Here is a 26,820-nt window from a genome sequence, read left to right on the forward strand (position 1 = left end):
TAAAATCATTTTTATGTCAAAAGTAGAAGATTTTTTAACCAAAGAAGAAGAGCAAGAAATTGTTGAAGCTATTCGTATGGCCGAAAATAATACTTCTGGCGAAATTAGAGTTCATATAGAAAAAACAACTTCTAAAGCTCATTACGATAGAGCTTTAGAAGTTTTTCATCAATTAAGAATGAATGAAACAAAATTGCAGAATGGTGTTCTACTCTATTTTGCAGTTGAAGATAAAAACTTTGTTATCTGTGGAGATAAAGGAATTAACGATGTGGTCGCAAATGATTTTTGGGATTGTACCAAAGATGTTATGACTAATCATTTTAAATCTGGCAATTTTAAACAAGGAATTGTTGATGGCATTTTGAATGCTGGAGAACAGCTTAAAAAATATTTCCCTTCTCAGGAAGACGATACAAACGAATTATCTAACGAAATCTCAAAAGGATAAATAATGAAAAATTCCCAAATTAAAATCTCAAATTCTAATAGAATTTTTCAGATTACTCTTTTGCTTATCACATTATTTATCAGCAATGCTATTTTTGCTCAATTTGATATTCCCAAAAAGCCTGATTTCCAAACTTCTGTTTACGATTATGCAAATGTTTTAAGCGCTTCTGAAAAAACACAATTAGAGGAAAAATTAGTTCGTTACTCCGATTCTACCTCTACTCAAATTGTTGTTATTACTATCGAAAGCCTAAAAGGTGAAGATATTGGCATTCTTACTCCTAAATGGGCTCAAGAATGGGGAATCGGACAAGCTAAAGAAGATAATGGGGTTTTAATTTTATTGGCTAAAGCCGAAAGAAGAATCTGGATTTCTCCTGGTTATGGACTTGAAGACCGACTTACGGCCGGTATTGGTGGAGAAATAACAAGAAATATTATCATTCCAGAATTTAAAAAAGGAAGTTATTACAACGGTCTTGACAAAGGAGCCGATGCGCTTTTTGATGTTTTTAAAGGAAAATACAAAGGCGAACGCAAACAGAACAAAGGACAAGACTTTCCTTTTCTGCCTTTTATTGTAATTGTTGTAATTGTTTTGATCTTACTCTCCCGAAATAAAAGAGGCGGTGGCGGAAATTCAGGCAACAACGGTGGCGGTGGCCCTAGTTTACTTGATGCTATTATTCTAAGTAATCTTGGAAGAAGCGGAGGTGGATTTGGAGGATTCGGAGGCGGATCATCTGGAGGCGGTTTTGGCGGCGGCGGTGGCTTCGGTGGAGGCTTTGGAGGCGGAGGATTCTCTGGAGGTGGTTCTGGAGGAAGCTGGTAATTTATTCTGGTTCTAATTTTCATTGTTTGAGGTTTCAGGTTTAGGTTTCAATCTTAAAAAATCATACATTTACATTTTACAATTTATTAATAGATGTTATCACATAAAGCAAAATACGCCCTTAAGGCCTTACTTTATTTAGCAGAACAAGACGAAAATCACATTTCTAGAACTGTAGAAATTGCTGATGGAGCGAATATTCCTAAAAAGTTCCTAGAACAGATTTTACTGGATCTAAAACGCGGTCGTTTTGTAAGCAGTAAGCAAGGAAAATTTGGCGGATATTATCTGATAAAATCTAAAAACGACATTACTTTGGCAGAAATTCACCGATTATTTGACGGTGCAATTGCACTTTTGCCATGCGCTTCTTTAAATTTTTACGAACCATGTTCTGATTGTAAAACCGAGTCTGAATGCAGTCTGCGTCACGGTCTAATGCTTATTAGAGACAAAACTTTGAAGGCCATGGAAGGCATTACAATCGCTTCTCTTGTAAAAAAATAAAAAAATATTTTCTAAAGTCTAGTAAATCGATAGAATTAATTATATATATTTGCCAAAAATAATTAACTAATCATTTACAAAATTTTAACTCATGAAAGTACATTCTAGTAAATCAGGTGGACAAAATCTTTTGAAAAAAAACTATAATTATAAATTCACAACTGTGAATACTGGTTCATTTATGATGTGTATGTGTTGGTAAAAAAAATTTAATTTTAAATTCTACTAATCACATATACTTAATATAAAAATGAAAACATCTATAAAAAATATACTTACAATACTTGCAGTTTTAACGTTCTCAATCTCATTCGCACAAAAAATAGACGGGGTTGTAACAACAGATCAAAATATTGCTTTAGAAGCAGCGAACGTGGTTATTAAAGGAACAACTTTTAGTGCAATTACAGACTCTGAAGGAAGATTTTCGATAGAATCACAAGGAAAATTACCGCTTACCCTTTTGGTTCAATACATTGGCTACAACACTGCCGAACTTGAAATCACGGCTATCCCAGCTTCACCTCTATTGGTTACTTTACGTGAAGAAAACAAACTTGTAGAAGTTGTAGTTTCTTCAAGAAGAAGAATAGAAAAAGTACAAGATGTGCCAATTGCTGTTTCGGTAGTTACAGGAAAACAAGCGGAAGCAGCTGGAGCATTTAACGTAAATCGTATTAAAGAATTAGTTCCTTCTGTTCAGTTGTATTCTTCTAACCCAAGAAATACAGGAATCAATATTAGAAGCTTAGGTTCTCCTTTCGGATTAACAAACGACGGTATCGATCCTGGAGTTGGTTTTTATGTTGATGGTGTTTATTATGCACGTCCAGCAGCGACTACTTTAGATTTTATTGATGTAGAACAAATCGAGGTTTTACGTGGTCCGCAAGGTTCTTTATTCGGAAAAAATACAACTTCTGGAGCTTTTAACATTACTTCTCGCAAACCAAGTTTTACTACTGGTGCCGATTTTGAACTTAGCTACGGAAATTATGCCTTTTTACAAGCTAAAGCTTCTGTTACAGGAGCATTAGGAAAAAAAGTGGCAGGTCGTTTATCTTTTTCTGGAACACAACGAGATGGTTTAATCGATAACATTGCTACAGGAAGACCTACAAATACTTTAAACAATCAAGGTTTTAGAGGACAATTATTATGGACTCCTACTGAAAATACAAACGTTACTTTTGCAGGTGACCTTACCACACAGCGTCCTGACGGATATGCGCAGGTTGTTGCTGGTGTTGCCCCTACTAAAAGGGCTGCATACCGTCAGTTTGATGCTATTATCGCCGATTTAAATTATCAATTGCCAAGTTTAAATGCTTTTGATCGTAAAATTGATCATGATACTCCTTGGCGTTCTGGACAAGATTTGGGAGGAGTTTCATTAAATGTCGATACAAAAATTGGAGGTGGAACACTTACTTCTACAACAGCATGGCGTTTCTGGAATTGGGATCCATCAAATGATAGAGATTTTACAGGATTACAGGTTTTAGCTAAATCTCAAAACCCAACAAGACAAACACAAATTACACAAGAGGTTCGTTATGCTGGACAAATAACTTCAAAAATAAGCGGTGTTGGTGGAGTATTCTTTATTGATCAAACTTCTCAAACAGATGGTACAGAAGAATCTGGAAATGCGCAATGGAGATTCTCACAAAGCTCAACTAGCCCACTATGGAAAACACCAGGTCTTTTTGAAGGTTACGGAATTCATACCGATGCAAGAATTAGAGCTTCGAGCGCAGCAGTATTTGGTCAGCTTGATTGGTCAGTTACAGAAAGATTTCACATTTTACCAGGTTTGAGATATAATTTTGACAAAAAAGACGCGAGTTATTCTCGTAAAACTTACGGAGGTCTTCAAACAACAGATCCTGCCTTATTGGCTTTGAAAAAATCAGTTTACTCAGATCAAGCATTTGATTCAGATACAGATAACACAGATTTTTCTGGAAACTTAACGCTTACTTACAAAGCATCAGACAAAATCAATGCTTATGCAACATTTGCTAAAAGTTACAAACCAGTTGGAGTTAACGTAGCTGGGCTTCCAACAAACTCAGCAGGACAGCCAATGACTGAACTTGCGGTAGTTAAACCAGAAAAAGTATATCATTACGAAGTTGGAGTAAAAACATCTCCGTTTAAAAACTCTATTTTAAATTTAACGCTATTTAATACTGACATCAAAGATTTCCAAACTAACGTTCAGGCAGCTGAATTAGGTGTAAACCGCGGTTATCTTGCAAATGCTGATAAAGTACGTGTAAGAGGTGCAGAATTGGATGCGAGCTTTGTTATCAATTCACACATAACGATAAATGGTGCTGCTACTTATACTGATGGTAAATATGTAAAATTTACAAATGCACCGCTTCCGTTAGAAGAAACAGGACTTACTGTTGATGGAGTTCAGGTGGCTTATAAAGATGTTTCTGGAACTGATTTACCAGGTGCTTCAAGATGGGCTGGTTCTCTTGGAGGTGAGCTTTCTGATCATGCAAAATTCTTTGGTAATGCTGGAAAAATTTTCTTCGCTGCTGATAGTTATGCTCGTTCTGAATTTTCTTCAAGCCCTTCGGCTTCAAAATATTTAGTAGTTCAAGGTTATGCAATCTTTAATGCTCGTTTAGGTTTCCGTGCTTCGCAAGGTTTATCTATTCAAATTTGGGGAAGAAACCTTTTCAATAAAGATTACTATGAGCAATTATTGCCTGCAAGTGGTAACACTGGACAATATGCTGGAGTTCTTGGTGATCAAAGAACTTACGGAGTTACTTTTAAGTATTCACTGTAAGCGGTTAGGTTAGTTAGTTTTAGTATTAAAAACGAGATGTATTTTAGAATGTGTCTCGTTTTTATTTTCACAAAAAATTACATAAAACAGATTTTAAAATAATTAGGAATGAGATCATTTGTATAAATTCGCAGCCTGAATTTATCGCAATTGAAAGGATCTTTTAAACTATTTTTCACTTTACTCTTTATTAGCCAACTAATTACAGGGCAAAATAAAAGAAATATCGACCAGCAAACTCTAACCTGGATTCGTTATTATAATATTTTTCCCTTGTCTGAAAAGTGGGCGCTTCATTCTGAGTTTGATAATAGAAGTTTTGTAAATCCTATTCATGAAAACCTTTTTGTCATTAGATCTCAAGCTAGGTATCGGGCCAATAAAATGATTGAAGTTGGAGCTGGATTTGCTTTTTTCAATGTAAATACCCAAAATCCGTATGTTGATCCTGATTATTCTGTTCCTGAATATAGAGGGCAACAAGATGTAACTCTGATTAATGATCTTGCTAAAATCACTTTTCACAACCGTTTTCAGTTAGAAGAACGCTTCATTCAAAAAGCAGATAAAACAGGATTACTGGACGAATTTTCATATGCTTTCCGATTTAGATATCGTTTACAATCTATGTTTACCCTTTGGGAAAAAGAAGGCAGAAGCGTAAAAGGAACTATTTCAGACGAAGTTCTTTTTAATTTCGGAAAAGACAATCGTAAAAATACATTTGATCAAAACCGTTTTTATGTTGCTTTGCGTTATCACTTCAATCCAAATCTTGGTGTAGAATTGGGTTATTTAAAGAACTTTCAAAGACGCGCAAGCGGTGTAGATTTCTATGATCGTGATATTTTCAGACTTACGGTTTATCATCGAATTAATCGAAAAAAGTTATGAGTTATGAGTTATGAGTTATACAAAAAATGCCTGTCAAATTGAATTTGACAGGCATTTTTTGTAACCTTTAAACCTTTGTAAATCTGAGCCTTTGTCCCTCAAGAATTACGCTCCTCTCTGCTTTCTCCCTTTTTTGCTTTCTGCAAAATTACCGATTTTATAGGCAAGAGAAAACATTACATATCTTTTTAAAACCGTGTTTTCTTCATCGCGAATAGACGTTGGCGAAATGGTTCTTGTTGCGCTTTGATTTTGGTTTAAAACGTCGTAAACTTTCACTTTTGCATATAATTTTTTATCCAAAAATCCGTAAGACAAACTGGTGTTCCATAAAAAGAAATCCTTTTTGAAATCGTCTGAAATATTTGAATTATAAGTATACCCAAAATCATTTCCGAAAATTAAATTTGCTGGCCAGTAAGAAGTTGTTTGCATATTAATTCTATGAATTACGTTTGAAGTCGCATCCCTCGAATAATTTTCATATCTCGTTTCGTTATACGATAAACTGTAAGACGGCGAAATTGAAAGCACTTCTCCATAATCGTAAGAAGCATAAACGCTAGGTGTAATTACAACCGATTTTGCATTGTACATAACTGCATTTGTAAATCCTTTATCAAAATTATAATTACCGCTTAAACGCAAACCGTATCTAATGGTGTGTGCATCTTTTTTAATCTGCTGATTCCAGTTTCCTCCAACCGAAGCAGAATAAGTTCCTGAAATATTTACATAAGTTGTATTTCTTTTTCCGCTGTCATCATAAATAGAAGTCGAAACTATATCATTATTATAGTAATCTCCTTTAAGAAATAAACTATAGCCAGAACGCGTTCTAAAATCAAAATTTTTAAAATCGATACCAGCAGTATTTTTCTCAATCGGATTTAAATTTGGATTACCAATTACACTATTTAACGGATTATTTAAATCTGCAACCGGCATTAATTGTGTTGCCGATGGAAGCGCATTAGAATAATCATACTTAAACGTTAAGTTTTTAGAACGATTAAATTTATATCGAAACTGTGCTGTTCCATACGGAAGCATATATCTTTTATTCAAATCAGTCGCTTGATTTAAATAGAAAGAATGATTATCAAACTCAACAATTGATGTTCTAGAATTTACATTAAGTGTAAATTTTCTTTTCTGCCAACTAATCCCCACTTTTGGCGTAATCGAATTTTGTTTTGATGTTGTATAATTCGTTAGCGATGAGTTTAAATCTGAATATTCTTGTGAAGCATCATCAAAATTATATGTTTTCTGATCGTTCATTGAACTCTGCCAGTCAAAATCGGTTCCAAAACGCAATCGAAGCGAATCTGTGATAGGTTCTGTATATTCTAAATCAAGCGAGTACGCATCACTTTTTGAAGTATTTTTTGCATTCTGATTTCTTTCATCATTTGGTTTTGCATCTTGATAAAAAATGGTTTCAGAAATATTAATTCCGTTCGAATCATTTTTAGTGTTGCTATTGCTAAAAACCACACTTAAATTTCTCGATTCCTTTTTAAAAGTTTTGTTGAAGTTAATGCTATTCGCAAAACTCGTATTCGAACTTTCTGTATGAGATGTTGCCGTACTTTCGTTCAACGCCTCTCCATTTTGGTTTTCTGAAGAAGTAGAAGAACTAGAATTACTGTTTGATTGAGACACATTCAGTTTAGGTGCAACAACAATTTGCATAGTAGGATTAATTTTGTATTCTAACTCAAAATTAGCCTTGTTTCCAGTATTTTCATTTCTTGTTTTAGAATCTGCTTCAGTTAAAATATTTCCTGTAGGCAATAAACTAAGCTGATTGGATTTGCTATCGTTTTTAGTCACCGCATTTGTAAAGTTATAACTGCTCATAAACTCCAAATCTTTTGACCAATCGTCAGAATAATTAATTCCAGCCAAAGTCGACTGCGTAATTCCTTTTCCTCCACTGCTTGCGCCCTGACCTCCTTTTGCATTTCTTCCGCCTCCCATATTATCAAAAACTTCATCCATAGAAAATCCAGTCGAATTGATATTATTTGAAGAGGCTAAAACGCTGATTTTTTGCTTGTTTTTAAAGAAGTTCATCATCAAACTGCTTTCGTAGCGTTCGTCTGAGCCGTATCCGCCAAGTACTTTACCAAAATATCCCTTGTTTTTCTTTTCGTCAATGGTAATATTTATACTCGAATAATCTGAAGTCGATTCTTGTTTGGCCAATTCTTCTTTTTTGGTTTTAAAATCAGAAACTTGAACTTTTTTAATAATATCAGCAGGAAGATTTTTAATGGCAATGGCACCATCTTTATCAAAAAATGCTTTTCCGTTGACTAAAACCTGATTGACTTCTCGCCCATTTACCGTAATTTTTCCAGTATTATCTACGTCAAATCCGGGCAATTGTTTCAGTAAGGTCTCCACATTTGCATCTGGACGCACTTTGTAAGAGCCGGCATTAAATTCTAAAGTATCTTTTTTAATCGTAATTGGTGGGGCTTCGCTCTTAATTATTACTTCATTTAAAACATTTGCATTTTCAAGCATGTACAATTTACCAAAGTCTTTACTTTCTGTAAGTCCTTTTTGTTCTTCAAAATACGTTTGGTATCCAGTATAATTTACCTTTAAAAAAACCGGTTTATCATACTTTTTCGTATTGATAATAAAATTTCCGTTTTTATCTGTTGTAGCATATTCTATAATTGTAGAATCTTTTACAGTTGTAAAATAAACGGTTGCAAGTTCAAGCGGAAGTTGCGAGTTAATATCAACTACAGTTCCTTTGATAACAATATTGTTTTGGGCATTTGCCGAATAAACAAAAGCTAAAAACAATAGAAATGAATAAATCTTGGTCATAAAATTGGGTTAGTTAGATCTGTAAGACTTACAAAAACGCAAAAGGTTTAATTGTATTTTTTACATTTATTCAAATATAATGCCAATAAAAAATTGATCTTTTAAGTAAATAGAAATAAATCATAAAAAAATCCCCTATTTTCAAGGGGATTTTTTTTATTTTTCTCTAATGTAGATATCGATCGGAACTCCTGCGAAATCCCATTTTTCACGAATTTTGTTTTCAAGATATCGCTTATAAGGCTCTTTAACGTACTGTGGCAAGTTAGCAAAAAACACAAATTGCGGTGTTTGAGTTGGCAATTGCATGCAGTATTTAATTTTTACATATTTACCTTTTGTTGCTGGCGGCGGATATGCTTCAATTACTTTCAACATATATTCGTTGAATTTTGAAGTTGGAATTCTTTGTTTTCTATTTTCGAAAACTTGAACCGTAGCTTCCAATGCTTTTAATAAACGCTGTTTTGTTAAAGCAGAAACGAATAAAATTGGCACATCTGTAAAAGGCATCAATTCTTTTTTGATTTTCTCCTCGTAGTCACGAGTCGACATCGTATCTTTTTCTACTAAGTCCCACTTGTTTACTAAGATTACAACTCCTTTACGGTTTTTCTCAGCCAACCAGAAAATACTTTGATCTTGACCTTCAAATCCGCGGGTTGCATCGATAACCAAGATACAAATATCTGCATGTTCGATCGCACGTACCGAACGCATTACAGAATAAAACTCTAAATCTTCTTTTACTTTTGCTTTACGGCGAATTCCCGCAGTATCAACCAAATTAAATTCGAAACCAAAACGGTCAAATTTAGTATCAATAGCATCACGAGTTGTTCCTGCAATATCTGTAACAATATAACGATCTTTACCAATTAAGGCATTGATAAAACTAGATTTTCCAGCATTCGGACGTCCTACAACTGCAAAACGAGGCAATTCTACTTCTGGCGTAACTGGCTCTGGTTTTTCTGGAAAAGCTTCAATTAAAGCATCTAATAAATCTCCAGTTCCACTTCCTGAAATACTTGCAAATGTGAAATAATCTCCTAAACCAAGATTATAAAACTCAATTGCATCTTTCTCACGCATTGCGTTATCAACCTTATTTACAGCCAATAAAACTGGTTTTGTTACTTTACGAAGTAATTTTGCAACAGTTTCATCCATTGGTGTAATTCCTTCTTCAACATCAACCACAAAGATAATAACATCGGCTTCGTCGATAGCAAGTTCTACCTGTTTACGAATTTCACCTTCGAAAACGTCATCAGACCCTCGAACGTATCCACCTGTATCAATGACAGAAAACTCTTTTCCGTTCCACTCGCTTTTACCATAGTTTCTATCACGGGTAACCCCAGATACTGAATCTACAATAGCTTCTCTTCTTTGTATCAGCCTATTAAACAGGGTCGATTTCCCTACGTTAGGTCTTCCTACTATCGCAACAATGTTATTATTCATTTTTTTTGAATTTTAGGCTTTAGACTTAGATTTCAGATTTTTAGCTTCCTAAAAACCCAATCACTAAAAACCGTAAATGCCTTATTTAAATTTTTTGCAAAGGTAGTTAAAAAAAGTTGCTGAGACGCTAAGTTTCTAAGTACCTAAGTTTTTATTGTTTTTTGTATAATTTTCAGGAGCTTAATCCAGCTGTCCACTATATCTTTTGTGGCGAACCCCGCCACAAAAGGATGCCGTTACCATCTGGGCTAGGGCACCTATTTTCAAAAGAACTTTCGTATAACGATTAAACAAATCAACGATTAACCGATTAAACAAAAATTACTGATTGTAGCCAAATCGTTTCAGCATATTGGCATTGCTTCTCCAGTTTTTGTTCACTTTTACATAAAGCTCAATATGAATTTGTTTTCCGAAGAATTTCTCTAAATCAGCACGGGCATCGGTTCCTACTTTTTTCAAAGCTGCACCTTTATGTCCAATAATGATTCCTTTTTGCGTATCGCGTTCTACCATAATTACCGAACGGATTCTGATAATATTATCGGTTTCATGAAATTCTTCTGTTACAATTTCTACTGCGTATGGAATTTCTTTAGCGTAATTCAATAAGATTTTCTCACGGATTGTTTCGTTAACAAAGAAACGTTCTGGTTTATCTGTTAATTGATCTTTTGGATAATAAGGTGGTGATTCTGGCAATAATTCGATAATTCTTCCGAAAACTTCCGGAACGTTGAAATTCTGCAAAGCCGAAATCGGGAAAATTTCTGCATTTGGCACTTTCTCTTTCCAGAAAGTAACTTGCTGCTCTAATTGCTCTTGGTTTGAATTATCAATTTTATTTAAAAGTAATAAAACCGGAATCTTAGCATGAATGATTTTCTTGAAGAAGTCTTCATCTTTAAGATCTTGCTCGCCTATTTCGACCATGTAGATTAAAATGTCAGCATCTTCAAAAGCCGATTTTACAAAGTTCATCATCGATTCCTGCATTTCGTACGCTGGTTTGATGATTCCAGGAGTATCAGACAAAACTAACTGAAAGTCTTCTCCGTTTACAATTCCTAAAATTCTATGACGTGTAGTTTGTGCTTTTGATGTAATGATCGACAATCGTTCTCCAACGAAAGCGTTCATCAATGTTGATTTTCCAACATTTGGATTTCCGATAATATTTACGAAACCTGCTTTATGTGACATTTTTTGCTTTATTTATTTTGCAAAGGTAGTCATATCAACTCAATACAGAAAATAAAACATTTTTTAAAGTTTTCGTTGGATTTCTCAAAAATCGCCGTATCTTTGCACCCGAAACATCGCGGGATAGAGCAGTAGGCAGCTCGTCGGGCTCATAACCCGAAGGTCACAGGTTCGAGTCCTGTTCCCGCTACTAAGAAAAACACCACTTATTACAAGTGGTGTTTTTTTTGTTTATAGCATTTTGTAATTATGGATGAATTTGTTGTCTATATTCTTTATTCTGAAAAATTCAAGAAAACTTATACTGGATTTACTTCCAATTTAATTGAAAGATTTAAATCTCATAATTTTCTTGAAACGAAAGGTTATACTCCAAAATATAGACCTTGGGCAGTAATTTATGTTGAGTTTTTTAATTCAAAATCTGAAGCTATGAAAAGAGAAAAATATCTAAAAACTGGAATCGGGAGAGAATTTATTAAAAATCTCATTTCTAAAATTTAGCTCGTCGGGCTCATATCCGCCGCGGCGGACACAGGTTCGAGTCCTGTTCCCGCTACTAAGACAAAAGCTTCTTAGGAATCTGGAGCTTTTTTTGTTTTAAGTTAAAAATGTAAAAAAATCGGGAGACTTCTCCACGTTTGCAATTTCTTAGGCAAAAAAAAATTGCGCAAAGTCAGAGACATTTGCGCAGCTTTTCAGATGAACACTTCGGAGAGCGGGGGGGAAAAATAATAAAGATAAAAGTAGATAAACCATTACCAACAATTAATTTTTCAACTTTTTTCACAAATGCCGAAAGTTTATAACTAGCTGTATAGTTCATTTAATTATTTGTTTTTAAAAACAAATCCGATATTAATGAATCGCCAAATTCTTTATAGATTAAGTAATATTCAACTTCCTTTATTACTAAAATGTAACATTCTATTGTGGCATTTTTACTAGTTTGTTTCAGTGGAAATTCATTAAGAAAAAACTTCAATTCCTTGTAATCATATTTTATATATTTTCCAAGTATGGCAAATATTCCAAAGATTTTAAATTTATATGTTGTTATAACTAAGCCAAATTCATTTATTTCAATTTCCTTAATAGTTCTATTAAATATGGATCCTGCTCGAAAATAAGCGAAAAAGAAAAACAATAATATTACAATTACCCCTGCTATACCAAATTTCGCGTCACTATACGAGTTACTATTTGAACCTAAAAATATAGCGTAAGCGGTAAAAATGGCTATTGGAACAGAGCAAATAGTTCTTATAAAAAAGTATAATTGTGTTTTTTCGATCCATTTATCAAAATTATTATTAATTCTATATACCATATTTTTTTATTTTTTATTTTTTTGTTCTACTAAATTTTTATAATCATAAATAGTATAAGTATTAACAAACAACCCGAAAGCTCTAATACTCGTTGGATTTGTAAAAATATCATTAAGAGCCCCCCGCTCCGCAAAGTGTTCTTCATTAGCGCTGCGCAAATGTCTCTGACTTTGCGCTTTTTATACAACAGTCCATTAAACCGTTCACTTGTAAAAGTTTCCGACTTTATTATAAAATTACGAATAAAGATTATCTCGAAAAATAGATTTTAAATTCAAAACATCTACAATCGGGTTATCTGCTTTTTCAATGCTTAACAATCCTTTACCATTTATATAATTGCTTGCACTAGAATAAACATATTCTGATGCTCGATTCACATAACCTGCTCTTACGGGATTTAAATGTATATAATCCAATTTAGACCACATAAATTTATTACTGTAAATTTCTTCTGCGTGATTTCCGTACTGCCAAAATTGATAAAGTTTATTTCTAGTGTGTTTTTCTGCAGCAAGTTTAAATCTTTCCAGCATCCAATCTCTTCTGCTTTCTGGACTATTTTGTATTTTGTCTAGGATAGTTTTTGCTGTAAACTTTTTAAAATCTCTTATTAAATCTGAAAGACTGCACAATCATATGAATGTGATTACTCATTATGACATAACCATATAAAATCATTCCTTTATTTTTAATGCAGTAATCTAAGCATTCAATTATAACTTCTCTATAACTCTGACGTGTAAAAACATCAATCCAATCTACAATTGTCGGTGTGATAAAATGCGGCAGTTTTTGATCTCTAATTACATAACCTTCTTTCATTTTTTCTTTTTAAACAAAAATATAGGATTTAACTTATTATTTAATGCTGTGTAAAAAAAAGTCAGGAGTTTTTTTCACGTTTACAATTTCTAAGGCAAAAAAAAATTGCGCAAAGTCAGAGACATTTGCGCAGCTTTTCAGATGAACACTTCGGGGAGCGGGGTATATATATAACTGATGTACATGAAGGGAACTTTTACGCAAAGTTATTTACACGAAATAAAATGCTTGTACAGAAAATAACTATTTATCATTTAAATAAAATTTTTTATGTAGGAATGGAGATACATCAAGATGGAAGTTCAAAGAAAATAGATCGAATTTATAGCTTGGAATCTACACCAGAAATTAAAAAAATATTAGACAAAAGATTGGATTTAATGCCAGATATTCTAAATATTATTTAGCATACCACTGTTTAAGTTTATTCTACAATCCTTAGAGCAAAATATAAATTTCCTTTTGGAAATACTTTTATTTAACCCTAAAAACGGATGTAAAAAAGTGTATGTAATTTTGTCCTCAATTTTGCTTACTAAATGTGTTCGTGTTAATTTGAAGCATTCTGGTAAAATAAACGTTTTTTAAAACCCAAAAAAAAGACGACCATTTTTGGTCGTCTTTTCTTCTAAACAGTCAAGATTGGAAATTCTTCTTCAATTCATTACGTTGTTAATTTATAAAAACAACTAATCTGTAACACTACCTACATAATTTTCTCTTCAAAATGGTCAATATACTATTTATTTTTGCATTCCATTCTTTTAACAATAGTAAAATGAATAACATTTCAATTGTTGAAATCTCACCTAATAAAATAAAAAAACCTTTTGTTCCATGCGTCGAATTTAAAACTAATTCACTTAAATAAACCACTAAAGATATTCCCCATATGTTATCCAGTATAGTTCTAGGGACATAAAAATTTTGAAATTTATAATAATTCAAGATTAAAATCAAAAATCGAATTAGTAAAATAGAAAAAACTACATAATCAAAAGGAACTGACCTAATAAATACAATCGTTAAAATAAAAATGAACCATATAATATAATTGATTAAACTATAGTATTTATCATATAAGGAAATTAATCTCGTTTGGTATGATAAAATAGCATTTAAAATAATTGTACAAAATAATAAAATATCATAAAATTCTAATTGTGTTCTAAATGCAACAATTGGGATTAAAATGATAATTGGGCTAAATCTTAATATTAGTTTTCTCATCTTATTTTTTAGTAGGTATTAATTTTCGATCAACATTGATTCCTTTATTACTTCTCTCTATTTCAGTTTGTTTTGCATCAGTACCAAAGTTTAATATTGGAGTGCCAAAAAGACCTTCTCCTCTACTTATTTCACCATTCTTTAAGCCCCCTGCATCTAAAGCTTTAGTAACAACATTTGTACAATTTGAAAGTGGTGTCCATGTTTTTGTAGTTTCTTCTTTTGCAGCTGCATTCATCTTTTCATCTTGTTCTGCGGATGTCTTAATTCTATACCCTTCCGTATATCGTTGTTTAATTGAACCTTCTTTATCAGTTTCTGAATTTGTTTTATCCGTTTTGTCTTTTTCTGGGGCATTTGAATTAACATCATACTCTTGTTTAAAAGTATTATAAGCTGAATCGGCAAACTCATTTAGACTTTTAAATGTCGATATTGTATATTGATCATTATAGGGTTTATCTGGACTTGTTCCCGAATCATCCTTATCTTTAGAGTAATATGTCCAACCATTCTTGTCATCACCAATCAATATGGCTTGATGTCCTGTCTGGTGCCCAGATTGTGGTTTGCTTAATAAAACGATAATATCATCTGGCGCCATACCATCAGAATCAATAAAGCGAATGGGATTATTAAAAGCATAATTATATGGACTAAATCTTCGCATTTTTTCCGCTAATGGATCAACGTTCATCCACCTACCAAGCGCAGGATCATAATTACGAGCACCAAAGTCGTAAACCACAAGCCCCAGCTCGTCTTGAAGCTCCTTTCCGTTGTACTTATAATTATTCGCTGTTAGCGGATAATCATTATATCCTTTATGCTTTAATCCAAAAGGGTAATAATTATTTTCTTCAATAATTTCAAGAACTTGCGTTGTCGGGTTTTTAGCGTAGCTTACGCGAACATTCCCCAGATGATCTTTGTATTGGAAAACATATGAAAGTCCTCCAGATACATTCTTTACATAACCTTCTGCTGTTGGAAAAAACTCCAAAACATTGTTTTTGTACTGGTACCCGCCTAAATAATCTGTCACAGTGCTAACCGTGCCTTCAGTTACAGTTTTTCCTATTTTTTGCCCAGATGCACTGTAAAAGTACTCAATGGCCCCCGTTGTTCCAAATGTTATTTTCTTTGGCAGATTTAAATGGTTATAACTGATTTCTGTAATGTTTTTATTTTTATCACTAATCATGTTTCCATTATCATCATATCCATAATCATCACCAATTTTATTGATATCATTAAATCCGCTGCTGTTGTTGGAATTATCTGCAACTTTAGACAATTGGTTTGAATTAGCCGGATAAGTATACACTAGATTGTCTATATCAAGATTACCGAGTTGAGGATCATAATCTCCTTTACGGCTCAGCGTTTTAATATTTCCGTTTTTGTCGTATGAAAGGTTTTCATCATAGGCGCTAGTGGTTACCCCATTCTTTTCATAAATAGCATTAGTCAGACGATTTAACTTGTCATACTTGTACCCATAGGCTCTTTCGTGTAAATCGGAAGCCGTTTTCCAGAATGTCTCTGAGATGTTTCCATTATAGAGTGGTTTTACATCCGAAATATCAGTTTGCGATGTCTCGTAATTAATTTTGAAAGCAAATAAATCTGCTGGATCGGTATCCTGCTGCAGATTGGCTATTTTATTAATTTCTTTGAGCCAACCTCTGATATTATACTGAAAGTCTACTTTTTGCAATGGGTTTCCAATGCTATTTCCTACTTTCTTACTTGTAAGCTGCCCTAAAGCATCGTAAGTATTCGCAGCTAAAAGCTGTACTGCGCCACCGTTTATCTGATGCGTATGGGTAAGCAAACGTTCTTGTGGCGAATAAGTAAACTCTTCTTTTACCGTAATTTCAGTACTGCCAGAAGTTCTTTTATGTTTCGTAATTGTATAAAGTGTTTTTCCTGTAAAATCAATTTTACTATCATTTGAGGTATATCCTCCCATATGATTCTGAAGATAGTTTCTTATTGGTCTTGCTTTTTTATCATAAAATATGGTGCTTGTTTCTCCTGCTGTTGAAGACGCTGTTGTTATAGCTCTTGTCCAGCTTCCTGAAGCCATACCTTTAACATTTGTCAGAACAGTCTGTCCTTCTACTGCAGATGGAAGCGTTTGTGCATTAGGAAACTCATAGCTATCATAATAATTAGCTGTTAAAAGTTTAAAACTTGCTGGCGCCACATTATTGCTGTAATGCGCTTCAATTGCGTCAATTGTTCCCGAACTCTGTCTGCTTTCATTGATAACAGTAGCAATATTTTGACTTGCCTGCATGGTGCTTCGTGAGGCTGATGTTGCGGTTCCGCTGCTCCAGCCCGTGTAAACAGGTCTTCCAAAAACATCATATTTTGTGATGATCCAACCTACTGTTTTTTCATCTTTAAATGGTGAATATGCAGGTCCTGTGGCAACTGGTCTGTTTAATTTGTCATAGACAATAAATTCCCACTGCTTTCCTGGAAGCTTTTTCTCTACCAGACGATTTTGATCATCATACTTATATTGGTAGCATAAACCGCTTAAAACAGTAAAATCTATATCTCCCTCCACTTTTGGTGGAATTACATAGGTAAGATTGCCATAGATATCATAAACATAATAGGTATCATGGGCAACTTCTGCATCGTATGTTCGTTTAAGCACAATCTGTCCTTCTTTGTTTTTAAATTCTTCTGTTCCAACATTAGCCTTTGGTGCTGTATTTTCATCATAAGTAACGGTCTTTATTAACTCACCAGCCTGATACATTCCCCCATCAGAAAAAGCGATTCCGTAAAGCCCAGCGCTCGCATCCCAAGAAGTTGTCGCTTTATACAATTTCACTTCATCTTTGCTATTTGTCTGATAGCTGAATTTAATTTCCTGTCCAGAATCCATAGTCCATGCCGTTCCTGGAGCCGCTTGTTTTAAAACTCTGTTTAAAGGAGAATTTTCAAACTTTTTATCTGAAAAAGGATTAGAAGTATTTTCGTAGTACTCTGTTGCATAAAAGTTAATGGCGCCAGTAGTTTCAGCGTCTTTATCATAAGCCATATTATCCGAAGAACTTTCATAAGGCAGATATTCCTTTGTCTGTCTTCCAAAATCGTCATAACCCATAGCTGTTATAAGATCTTTTGATGAAGAAGACTGTCTGCTGGCAATTTTCTGCATTGGTCTTCCTAAACCGTCAAAATAGGTTATGCTGCTTTGAACCTGATCTCCAGTAGGGAAATCTACTGCAGTGGTCAAAGCTTGTTTATAGATTTTAGTGATAACGTAATTCTGATCTGACGATGGTGTTGTTATAGCCGAACAATCTGAATAGGTTCCAGTAATAAGCGGACAGTTATCTGAATTGTTTAACACGTAATGCCCATTTGGAATTGCACACTGTTTCAAAAAATGAGCAGGATCTCCCAAACCGTCTAAATCGTCATCCAAATACCATATCGTATTAGGGTTAATTGCGGCATCATTGTCATTGCAATCTGTGCTATTGTCTACATATCCTGGTCGGGAAACACTTGCAGCCGATGTATTCCAGCGATATCCAAAACCATCTCCATCGGCATCTCTATATACATCGTGAGCAGGAACATTGGTTATGTAAAAATCTGTATCTATGAGATCTCCTCCATATATTGAATAACCAGCAGGTTTCACACTGTAATAAACACTTACAGAGCTATTCCCGTATCCGTCTCCATCTAAATCCTGATAAAAATACTGAGGTGCAATATTGGTAATATTCACGGTTGTATCATCATAATCTGATGAATTTCTTACATATCCCGTTGGTTGCGTACATTGAACCAATTTAGTTGCGGCAGTTCCAAAGGTATCTCCATCGGCATCACGGTACCAAATCGTGTTCGGATTAATGGTAGCATCTGAATCATTGCAATCTGTATTATTGGTAACATAACCAGTCGGTTTCACACTGTAATAAACGCTTACTGAAGCATTACCAAATGTATCGCCATCGGCATCTCTATAAAAAGTAGTGGGTGCAATATTGGTAATATTTACTGTTGTATCATCATAATCTGATGAATTTCGCACATATCCCATTGGCTGCGTACATTGAACCAATTTAGTCGCTGAGGTTCCAAAAGTGTCTCCGTCGGCATCACGATACCAAATTGTATTCGGATTAATTGAAACATCCGAATCATTGCAATCGGTGCTGTTTCTAACGTATCCTGTTGGCTGCGTACATTGAACCAATTTAGTTGCTGAGGTTCCAAAAGTATCCCCATCTGCATCGCGATACCAAATTGTATTGGGATTGATTGAAGCATCAGAATCATTACAATCGCTATTGTTTCTCACATATCCTGCTGGTTGAGCACATTGAGTTAAAGTTGTTGCAGCTGTTCCAAAAGTATCTCCATCGGCATCACGATACCAGATTGTATTCGGATTAATGGTAGCATCCGAATCATTGCAATCTGTATTGTTGGTTACATATCCTGTCGGTTTAACGCTATAATAGAGACTTATCGAAGCATTTCCGAAAGTGTCGCCATCAGCATCTTTGTAAAAAGTTGTGGGTGCAATATTAGTAATATTCACTGTCGTATCATCATAATCTGATGAGTTTTTCACATACCCCGTTGGCTGCGTGCATTGAACCAATTTAGTTGCAGCTGTTCCAAAAGTATCTCCATCAGCATCACGGTACCAGATCGTATTGGGATTAATGGTAGCATCCAAATCATTGCAATCTGTATTATTGGTTACATAACCCGTTGGTTTTACACTGTAATAGACGCTTACTGATGCGTTACCGAAAGTGTCGCCATCGGCGTCTCTGTAAAAAGTAGAGGGTGCAATATTCGTAATGTTTACTGTCGTATCATCATAATCCGATGAGTTTCTTACATATCCCGTTGGTTGTGTACATTGAACCAATTTAGTTGCCGCGGTTCCAAAAGTGTCGCCGTCAGCATCACGATACCAGATCGTGTTAGGATTAATGGTAGCATCTGAATCATTACAATCTGTACTATTTCTCACATATCCCGCTGGCTGGGCACATTGCACTAATTTAGTTGCTGCAGTTCCAAAGGTATCTCCATCGGCATCACGATACCAGATCGTATTCGGATTGATTGAGGCATCCGAATCATTACAATCTGTATTGTTGGTTACATATCCTGTCGGTTTAACGCTATAATATAGGTTTATTGAAGCATTCCCGAAAGTGTCGCCATCTGCATCTCTGTAAAAAGTAGAAGGCGCAATATTAGTAATATTCACTGTCATATCATCATAGTCTGATGAGTTTCTAACATATCCTGCAGGTTGCGTACATTGGACCAATTTAGTTGCTGGGGTTCCAAAAGTGTCTCCGTCAGCATCACGATACCAGATCGTGTTAGGATTAATGGTGGCATCTGAATCATTGCAATCTGTATTATTTGCGACATAACCCGTTGGTTTCACACTGTAATACACACTTATCGAAGCATTTCCGAAAGTGTCGCCATCAGCATCTTTGTAAAAAGTGGAAGGCGCAATATTGGTAATATTCACTGTCGTATCATCATAATCTGATGAGTTTCTTACATATCCGGCAGGCTGTGCACACTGTACCAATTTAGTTGCTGCAGTACCAAAAGTATCTCCATCGGCATCGCGATACCAGATTGTGTTAGGATTAATCGTAGCATCTGAATCATTGCAATCAGTGTTATTGGTAACATAACCAGTCGGTTTCACACTATAATAGACGCTTACTGAAGCATTACCGAAAGTGTCGCCATCTGCATCTCTGTAAAAAGTAGAGGGTGCAATATTGGTAATATTAGCCGTTGTATCGTCATAATCTGATGAGTTTCTCACATATCCTGTTGGTTGGGTACATTGAACCAATTTAGTTGCTGCAGTTCCAAAAGTATCTCCATCAGCATCGCGATACCAAATCGTGTTAGGATTAATCGTAGCATCCGAATCATTACAATCTGTACTATTTTTTACATAACCTGCTGGCTGAGTGCATTGGACTAATTTAGTTGCTGCAGTTCCAAAAGTATCTCCATCGGCATCGCGATACCAGATCGTATTAGGATTAATAGTAGCATCTGAATCATTGCAATCGGTATTATTGGTTACATAGCCTGTCGGTTTCACGCTATAATAAACACTTATCGAAGCATTTCCGAAAGTGTCTCCGTCAGCATCTCTGTAAAAAGTAGAAGGTGCAATATTGGTAATGTTTGCTGTCGTATCATCATAATCTGACGAGTTTCTCACATATCCTGTTGGCTGGACGCATTGGACCAATTTAGTTGATGCAGTTCCAAATGTATCTCCATCAGCATCGCGGTACCAGATTGTATTCGGGTTAATGGTAGCATCCAAATCATTGCAATCGGTAGTGTTTGTTACGTAGCCTGCCGGCTTAACACTGTAATAAACCTTTACATTTAGATCTCCAAAACCGTCTCCATCGTAATCATGATAAAAATACTGAGGCGGTATATTAGTGATATTGCGGTTAGTATCGTCCAGATCTGAATTATTACTCGAATAGCCTCCTGGCTGAAAGCAGCCTGTGGTAGTAGTTCCATTCTTCGCACCGAAACCGTCTCCATCTGCATCACGGTACCAAATCTTATCTGAAGTTGTTATATAAGGATTTGTATCATCACAATCCTGCTGGTTGGAAACATATCCATTAGGTTTCGTATTACTAAAAACATAGACATTAGGATCGCCATATCCATCTCCGTCAGCATCTCTGTTCCATTGATATCCTTTAGGAGGATCACCTCCTCCTGGATCTTCACCTCCTCCTCCTGGATCAATAACAATTAATGGTGCAACCTGAATTTTTAAATCGGTTTTTACAGGCTGTTGAATTGTGTCTTGCGAATACCCTAAATAAACAAATATTTGCAGCAACAGCACAAGTACTATTTTTTTTCTCATTTTAAGCTAGTTAATTTTTGTAATGGTATTGGTTTTCTGAAACTATATTTCCCTGTCCGTCCTTAACTGTTTTCAAACGGTTAAATTCATCATACGAATAAGTCGTTGCATTTCCTTTGGGATCTGTAATCGTACTAATTCCTATTAGCGGCAAATAAGTGTAAGTTGTTACCATTGCATTTGGCAGAGCATTTCTTAAACTGTTCAGGTCGGTGAGCAGAGCCCCTTCCGTTCCTGTATCTGACTTTGTCTGAAGGTTTGAAACAAGGCCGGACACATCGCTGTAGACTGCATTTTCAATCTTAGCTATTGGCTGTGTCTTGCCATAACCCCATATTATAACCGTCGAAGCTCCTCCTTCTACTGTATATTGCACAATATTCCCCCGATCATCATATTTGTCAAAAGTTATTTTTCTATCCTGTGCACCAACCCCTTCAATCTCCGTTAGAGTGTTAGGGAATTTAGCAGCGTATACAGATTTTGGCAAGAGCAAATTGCTTGTAGAAGTGCTTTTATCGTAAACTGTAAGCTGTTCAGAAATTTTTGCATCTCCTTTGTAGGTCTGAGTATCCAGAGGGATCCCAATTATGTTGGCGTCGCTTAAATCAGTAACAAATGGTTTGCCTGTCATTTCGCTATCCTTTGAATAAAAATATTTGGTTTCTATTTTTTCCTGATTTGAGCCTTTTGAACTTTGAGAAGATAGTTGAACATGATTTGTCCCTCGGTAATTATAAGTTGTAGAATTACGAACAGGATTTAATCCATCAAGATCATAAGTTATATCTTCGCTTGATTTCAGATAATGCCAAAATCCAATATTTTTATACGAAACAATACTCAGGTTATCAATATTTTCAAGATTTGAAATTGTTTTTGGAAGCTGCGCTCCATAGCAAGGATGCGTAATATATAATGTAACATTATTATTACCAGGGGCTATACAGTCATTTTCACTCTTTACTCCTCCACTTAAATTTTTTATAAGACTACCTGCCCTTTCATGTTTATGCTCTGTTATACATCTTCTATATTGGCTTCTCTTTGATAAATCTGCTTGCGTACATATATAATTAACAGGAGCAGAAGCAATTTTTTCATAATTTTTTCTACTGTAAAAAGATCTTACTTCTTTTCTAAACTCTGTTCTTTCCTCATATGTATTAACAGTTTCTTTAACAGTTTTTAAATTCTTATTAAAATAACTAATCTTCTTTAGAAGACCATGATCCCAGCCTACATTGCTGAATGGAGCATTGCTGGTACTATATTCGCCAATCACAAAACCATCTGGAGCATCGCGATGTATAATAAATTCATGTTCTTCTCCTCCATTCTGAAAATTATAGCCATAAGAAACCGTTACATATTTGTAATAAATACTTGAACCACCATTATCGAATAAAGAGGTAAGACTACTAGAAGATAAATTGACAAACGTCTTACTAGTCACAACTCCAAAAATTCCCGCCCCTGGCGACTCCATAATCCGGTCAACTCTAAATTTGTCGATATAATAAGGATTTTGCCCTTTATCTCCAGACGATTTATTTAGCTCATCTCTATTTGCGTAATTAAATATTTTAACGACAGGCTCCGTTTTGTTGACAGAATAATCTCTCGTCTGCCCGACCCTTACTCCTCCCGTTATTATATTGGCGGGTACATCGGCAGGTTCAGTTGGATAATAATTAAAATTTATTGTAGAAGAAGTGCATCTGCTTGGTACAGTTAGTGAAATCTTATATTCGTGATTTTCTTCTCCACTAAAAACAAGACTTTTTGCTTCAGCCGCCGTATTTGGCTTGATAGTATATGAACCTCCGCTGCTTACGGTGAAACCATTATCCGATCTTTTTAAAGTTACATACTGATTTGCAGTAAGATCATACACTCCAACATATGCTTGACTTTTACCGTCATTATCAAGCTCTGATGGACAGTAGAAACTAACTCCAGCTACCAAAGGAATATTCTGTCTCACTGGATTAACAAAATTTAATTGTTTTGAAACATTACGTAGCGTATCATTAGTAACAACATTCAAACTTTTATAAGTTCTAGGAGGATAGACCTTTTTTGTGCCATAATAAGTGTTGGATTCATAATCAAACATGGTATAGCCTTTGGTCGGATAAGTAATTTTTGTTAGAAGCCCTTTTTTAGCATCAGTAGCACTAGGTTCCCTTTCTGCTCCATTATACTGTGCATTTTCCAGTTCATAACCTGTAATCCCTTTAGGAACGATATTAGTATTGGTTTTTCCATTAAAATATCCCCAATGGTCTTGGCTGTGCGATAATCTTTCTGGAAAACTGTCTCTGCTCCCATACTCAAATTGGTAATTTTGATTAGTATCTTTAAATTGGATTTTATCCAAAAAAACCCTTTTGTTACTTGTTGTGGTATAAGTAAAATCAATATTTTCAACTTCATTTCCCAATTTATTCTTAACTGTAATTTTATCAATTTTCTTGTTTCCAGTAGTTACATCAGCACTTGATTCATTACGTGAAGTAAAAACAACTTCTCCGTATTCTGGATTATTGCTTTTAATGGATTTAATAGACTTCCCATTCACGGCAATGGTATGATCAAAAATCGCACTAAGAGCTGGGGAATCACTTTCAAGATTACCAGCTTCATCAAACTGAATTCGAGGAGAAAGCATTCTAAATGTCTGTGATTGTGAGGCAACATAACTTGTTGAAACATTGTCATACAGAAATTGTACAACATCTCCTTTTGGATGAACAATTTTAGTTAGATACCATGAAGATACTACTGTGTTTGGGATAGAATGCCCTGATCCAAGTATTCGCTGTGTTGTACTTTCCAAATCATTAAAATAATATTTTACACCATCAGGAGAAACAATTAAAAAATTAAATCCATCAGGAGAAACTGTACAATAGACTTGAAAATCCTGAGCTGGCATTAATACGATACCGCCTTCATTGTCAAAGACAAATTTCCCAGAATATTTTCCGAAATTAAAACTGAAAAGATCTGCTTCTGTATCCACATCATTTTCACCAATATATTGATAAAATTCTAAAGCCTGTGGCGAATAACGTCCCATATCTTCTGTCAATGACATTGGAATAGGATATTCGCCCCTCTCTTCATCGGGCTTATCCCTAACGACTCTGGTAATGACTCCTCCAAAACTTAAATTCCAGCTTTGTCCTACATTTGAAGATATTTCGTCTACTTTAATGCCGTTAGAGCTATAAAACATGTTAATTGGCACTTCTAAATTTGCTGTTTTATAGGTATAAATTGGGATATTTATATTTTGCGATCCTGTAAACAGACCAATTGGCGTATTACCATAAGTTCCTAATCCGTAAGCAGTTGGTGAAGGCGGTATAATATTAGGAACAAACTTAGATGGATCGTTTTCTGTCTGTCCTAAAGCTATTGTTGAAATAAGCAGAAAAAGAAGAACTTTTATACTCTTTAAATTATTTATCTTGTTATACATTTTAATGCACCTTTTTAATTATTTTAACTGATTCTGTTTTTACATCGGTTTGAATTTTTACAATATAAATTCCTTCTGCATAACCAGTTAAATTTATAGGAACCGTTCTACTAGTTATCTCAAAATACTGTAAAACTCTGCCCAGAATATCTATTACCGATGCGGTTCCTTTGTTAAAATCATAACCGATAATAACGTTTGTATAGATATTGGCAGGATTAGGAATTGCTTCAATGCTAGATTTCACTTTTTCTACCTTAGCTTTATCTTTAAGTTTTACAACCCAAAAATCATTGGATCCTATATTGGAATTTTTATCTTTTGAAGAGCCTGAATTGGAAGTTCCGGCCATAAGGTATCCGCCATCTCTGGTTTCAATTAGTTTTCTGAGTATGTCTTCGCCTCCGCTTCCAACACTCTTATTCCAGATTTCCTCGCCTTCGTCATTGATTTTTATAGCGATGTAATCGTTTATGCCATCTTTTTCTTTAGCAACCAATCCAACAGCTTTTGACACTAGACTACCTCCATTAGATTTTGGACGCGAGTTGCGTGCATGGCCACCTATTAAATAAGTTTTATTATCATTTTCAACCAATGAAGTTAAAATATCTACCTTACCAAAATCATAGGTCTTACTCCAGACTACTGTTCCTTCTCTATCTATTCTAAGAATCCAATAATCTGTACCATTTCCAACGATTCCTCCTTCAGCAGTCAATGCATTAGTACTGTTTGAGTTTCCTCCCACAATATAACCTTCATCTTTAGTTTGATGAATTACATAAGGCTGATCATCTCCATCACCACCATAGGTCTTCTGCCATTGAATGGCACCAACATCGTTTATTTTCAAAATCCAATAATCGCCAACTCCTTTATTTTGTTCCGTTTTATCGCCTGAAACAGGAGAATTGGAATATCCGGCAAGAATATATCCGTTATCTGAAGTCTGTTCCATACTTCGTAAAACATCAGAGTATTGGCCACCATAAGTTTTCTGCCATTGAATGACGCCTTCCTTATCTAATTTGACAATCCAATAGTCCATGCTTCCTCTACACTTTTCCGATTTAGAATAAATATCTGTGGCGAAAGAATCTTCATTAAGTTTTGAATCTGAAATTGAATTTGGATTTGAACTTGAAGAACCTCCCAAAATATAGCCCCCATCTTTAGTTTGAAAAGCGCACACAAGCTCGTCCTGTCCGCTTCCTCCTATAGTCCTTTGCCATTGCTCATCTCCAGCAGCATTTAATTTGATAACCCAAAAATCTGATAGACCTTTACAATTATCTTTCTTTTGAAAACTTTTCGAAGAATTGGAAGTACCAGCAAGAATAAATCCGCCATCTCTAGTATTTTTAATGCTCTGAAGAAAGTCAAAGCCAGAACCGCCAAAGCTTTTCTGCCAGTCAAGTTCTCCGTTTTCTTTCATCTTCCAGATCCAGAAATCTAAATCTCCATGATTGTCATCTGTTTTATTTCCCGTCTTATCGGATAAGGAACTTCCCGCTAAAATAAATCCATAATCAGCAGTCGGCTGCGCATCAAAAAGGTAGTCAGCGTGCGTGCCTCCGTAAGACTTCTCCCAAAGAATATCTTGGGAATAACCTACAAAAGAAATGGAAAAAAGAAGTAGTAGGTAAAATTTCTGCATACGCATATTTTATAAATTTGAAGTTGTTTACTATAATTCGGGCGAAAATAATTCAACGAAACGACAAATCTTTACGGCTTTCCGTAAACAATTAACTTTTGTTTAACTTTACTTTTAAAGTTTTTTTGAATAAGCAAATATTATTGGAAAAATCAACCGGCAAATTTTATAAATCAATAAAAAGTATGATAAATTTACTATAATGTACAAGCAAGAATTGCCAATTTGATTCAAGAAGATCGAAATGATTTAGTTTCCTATTGCAAAGGTTTTATAAAAATCACACACTATTGTGAAGATAACAAATACAA

14 protein-coding genes, 1 tRNA gene and 1 pseudogene are annotated in these 26,820 nt (G+C 34.8%); 8 read left to right on the top strand and 8 right to left on the bottom strand.

Annotation, left to right across the window (positions count from 1 at the left end):
* The first annotated feature begins 13 nt into the window (after window positions 1–13).
* From AC1Q5Z_RS18925 to AC1Q5Z_RS18945, 5 genes are all read left to right on the top strand, one after another.
* A complete protein-coding gene (locus tag AC1Q5Z_RS18925; RefSeq protein ID WP_198857571.1) occupies window positions 14–451 on the top strand; it encodes a TPM domain-containing protein in 438 nt (145 codons plus the stop codon).
* 3 nt (window positions 452–454) lie between these two features.
* Entirely contained in the window at window positions 455–1,285 is an 831-nt protein-coding gene (locus AC1Q5Z_RS18930) for a TPM domain-containing protein (RefSeq protein WP_492446373.1), read from the top strand.
* A 93-nt stretch (window positions 1,286–1,378) separates the two neighbouring features.
* The gene (locus AC1Q5Z_RS18935) at window positions 1,379–1,792 is read left to right on the top strand and encodes an RrF2 family transcriptional regulator (RefSeq protein ID WP_012023964.1); all 414 of its coding nucleotides are present in this window, start codon (window positions 1,379–1,381) and stop codon (window positions 1,790–1,792) included.
* A 250-nt stretch (window positions 1,793–2,042) separates the two neighbouring features.
* Complete coding sequence (locus tag AC1Q5Z_RS18940) at window positions 2,043–4,604, top strand: TonB-dependent receptor (protein WP_492446375.1); 2,562 nt, start codon at window positions 2,043–2,045, stop codon at window positions 4,602–4,604.
* A 150-nt stretch (window positions 4,605–4,754) separates the two neighbouring features.
* A complete protein-coding gene (locus tag AC1Q5Z_RS18945) occupies window positions 4,755–5,498 on the top strand; it encodes a DUF2490 domain-containing protein (RefSeq protein WP_343587289.1) in 744 nt (247 codons plus the stop codon).
* Window positions 5,499–5,603: 105 nt separating this feature from the next.
* Here the strand turns inward: AC1Q5Z_RS18945 and AC1Q5Z_RS18950 are convergent, their stop codons facing one another.
* The 3 genes from AC1Q5Z_RS18950 to era all read right to left on the bottom strand — a co-directional run bounded on the left by AC1Q5Z_RS18950 (window position 5,604) and on the right by era (window position 11,024).
* Window positions 5,604–8,351, bottom strand: coding sequence for an outer membrane beta-barrel protein (locus AC1Q5Z_RS18950; RefSeq protein ID WP_343587291.1), 2,748 nt, complete (start codon window positions 8,349–8,351; stop codon window positions 5,604–5,606).
* Between the two features lie 156 nt (window positions 8,352–8,507).
* Window positions 8,508–9,821, bottom strand: coding sequence for a ribosome biogenesis GTPase Der (gene der, locus AC1Q5Z_RS18955; protein WP_198857575.1), 1,314 nt, complete (start codon window positions 9,819–9,821; stop codon window positions 8,508–8,510).
* Between the two features lie 321 nt (window positions 9,822–10,142).
* Window positions 10,143–11,024, bottom strand: coding sequence for a GTPase Era (era, locus tag AC1Q5Z_RS18960; protein ID WP_111422569.1), 882 nt, complete (start codon window positions 11,022–11,024; stop codon window positions 10,143–10,145).
* Window positions 11,025–11,141: 117 nt separating this feature from the next.
* Here era and AC1Q5Z_RS18965 point away from each other — a divergent pair.
* Together AC1Q5Z_RS18965 and AC1Q5Z_RS18970 are read left to right on the top strand one after the other, a co-directional pair.
* A tRNA-Met gene (locus tag AC1Q5Z_RS18965) sits at window positions 11,142–11,214 on the top strand.
* Window positions 11,215–11,273: 59 nt separating this feature from the next.
* Window positions 11,274–11,528, top strand: coding sequence for a GIY-YIG nuclease family protein (locus AC1Q5Z_RS18970; RefSeq protein ID WP_343587374.1), 255 nt, complete (start codon window positions 11,274–11,276; stop codon window positions 11,526–11,528).
* Between the two features lie 322 nt (window positions 11,529–11,850).
* Here AC1Q5Z_RS18970 and AC1Q5Z_RS18975 read toward each other — a convergent pair whose 3' ends face one another.
* Entirely contained in the window at window positions 11,851–12,354 is a 504-nt protein-coding gene (locus tag AC1Q5Z_RS18975) for a hypothetical protein (RefSeq protein ID WP_111283114.1), read from the bottom strand.
* Window positions 12,355–12,591: 237 nt separating this feature from the next.
* Window positions 12,592–13,180 (bottom strand): annotated as a pseudogene (locus tag AC1Q5Z_RS18980) (REP-associated tyrosine transposase).
* A gap of 278 nt (window positions 13,181–13,458) precedes the next feature.
* Between AC1Q5Z_RS18980 and AC1Q5Z_RS18985 the strand changes: the two are divergent.
* A complete protein-coding gene (locus AC1Q5Z_RS18985; protein ID WP_492446379.1) occupies window positions 13,459–13,587 on the top strand; it encodes a hypothetical protein in 129 nt (42 codons plus the stop codon).
* 824 nt (window positions 13,588–14,411) lie between these two features.
* Here AC1Q5Z_RS18985 and AC1Q5Z_RS18990 read toward each other — a convergent pair.
* Genes AC1Q5Z_RS18990 through AC1Q5Z_RS19000 form a run of 3 tightly spaced genes read right to left on the bottom strand, consistent with a single transcriptional unit; the run spans window position 14,412 to window position 26,509 of the window.
* The gene (locus tag AC1Q5Z_RS18990; RefSeq protein ID WP_492446381.1) at window positions 14,412–21,359 is read right to left on the bottom strand and encodes a DUF6443 domain-containing protein; all 6,948 of its coding nucleotides are present in this window, start codon (window positions 21,357–21,359) and stop codon (window positions 14,412–14,414) included.
* A 10-nt stretch (window positions 21,360–21,369) separates the two neighbouring features.
* Complete coding sequence (locus AC1Q5Z_RS18995) at window positions 21,370–24,849, bottom strand: RHS repeat domain-containing protein (protein ID WP_492446382.1); 3,480 nt, start codon at window positions 24,847–24,849, stop codon at window positions 21,370–21,372.
* Window position 24,850: 1 nt separating this feature from the next.
* Window positions 24,851–26,509: a T9SS type A sorting domain-containing protein gene (locus AC1Q5Z_RS19000; protein ID WP_492446384.1), complete on the bottom strand. Its 1,659-nt coding sequence runs from the start codon at window positions 26,507–26,509 to the stop codon at window positions 24,851–24,853.
* Window positions 26,510–26,820: the final 311 nt, after the last annotated feature.

Source organism: Flavobacterium sp. GW823-FHT06G12, from assembly GCF_058794775.1.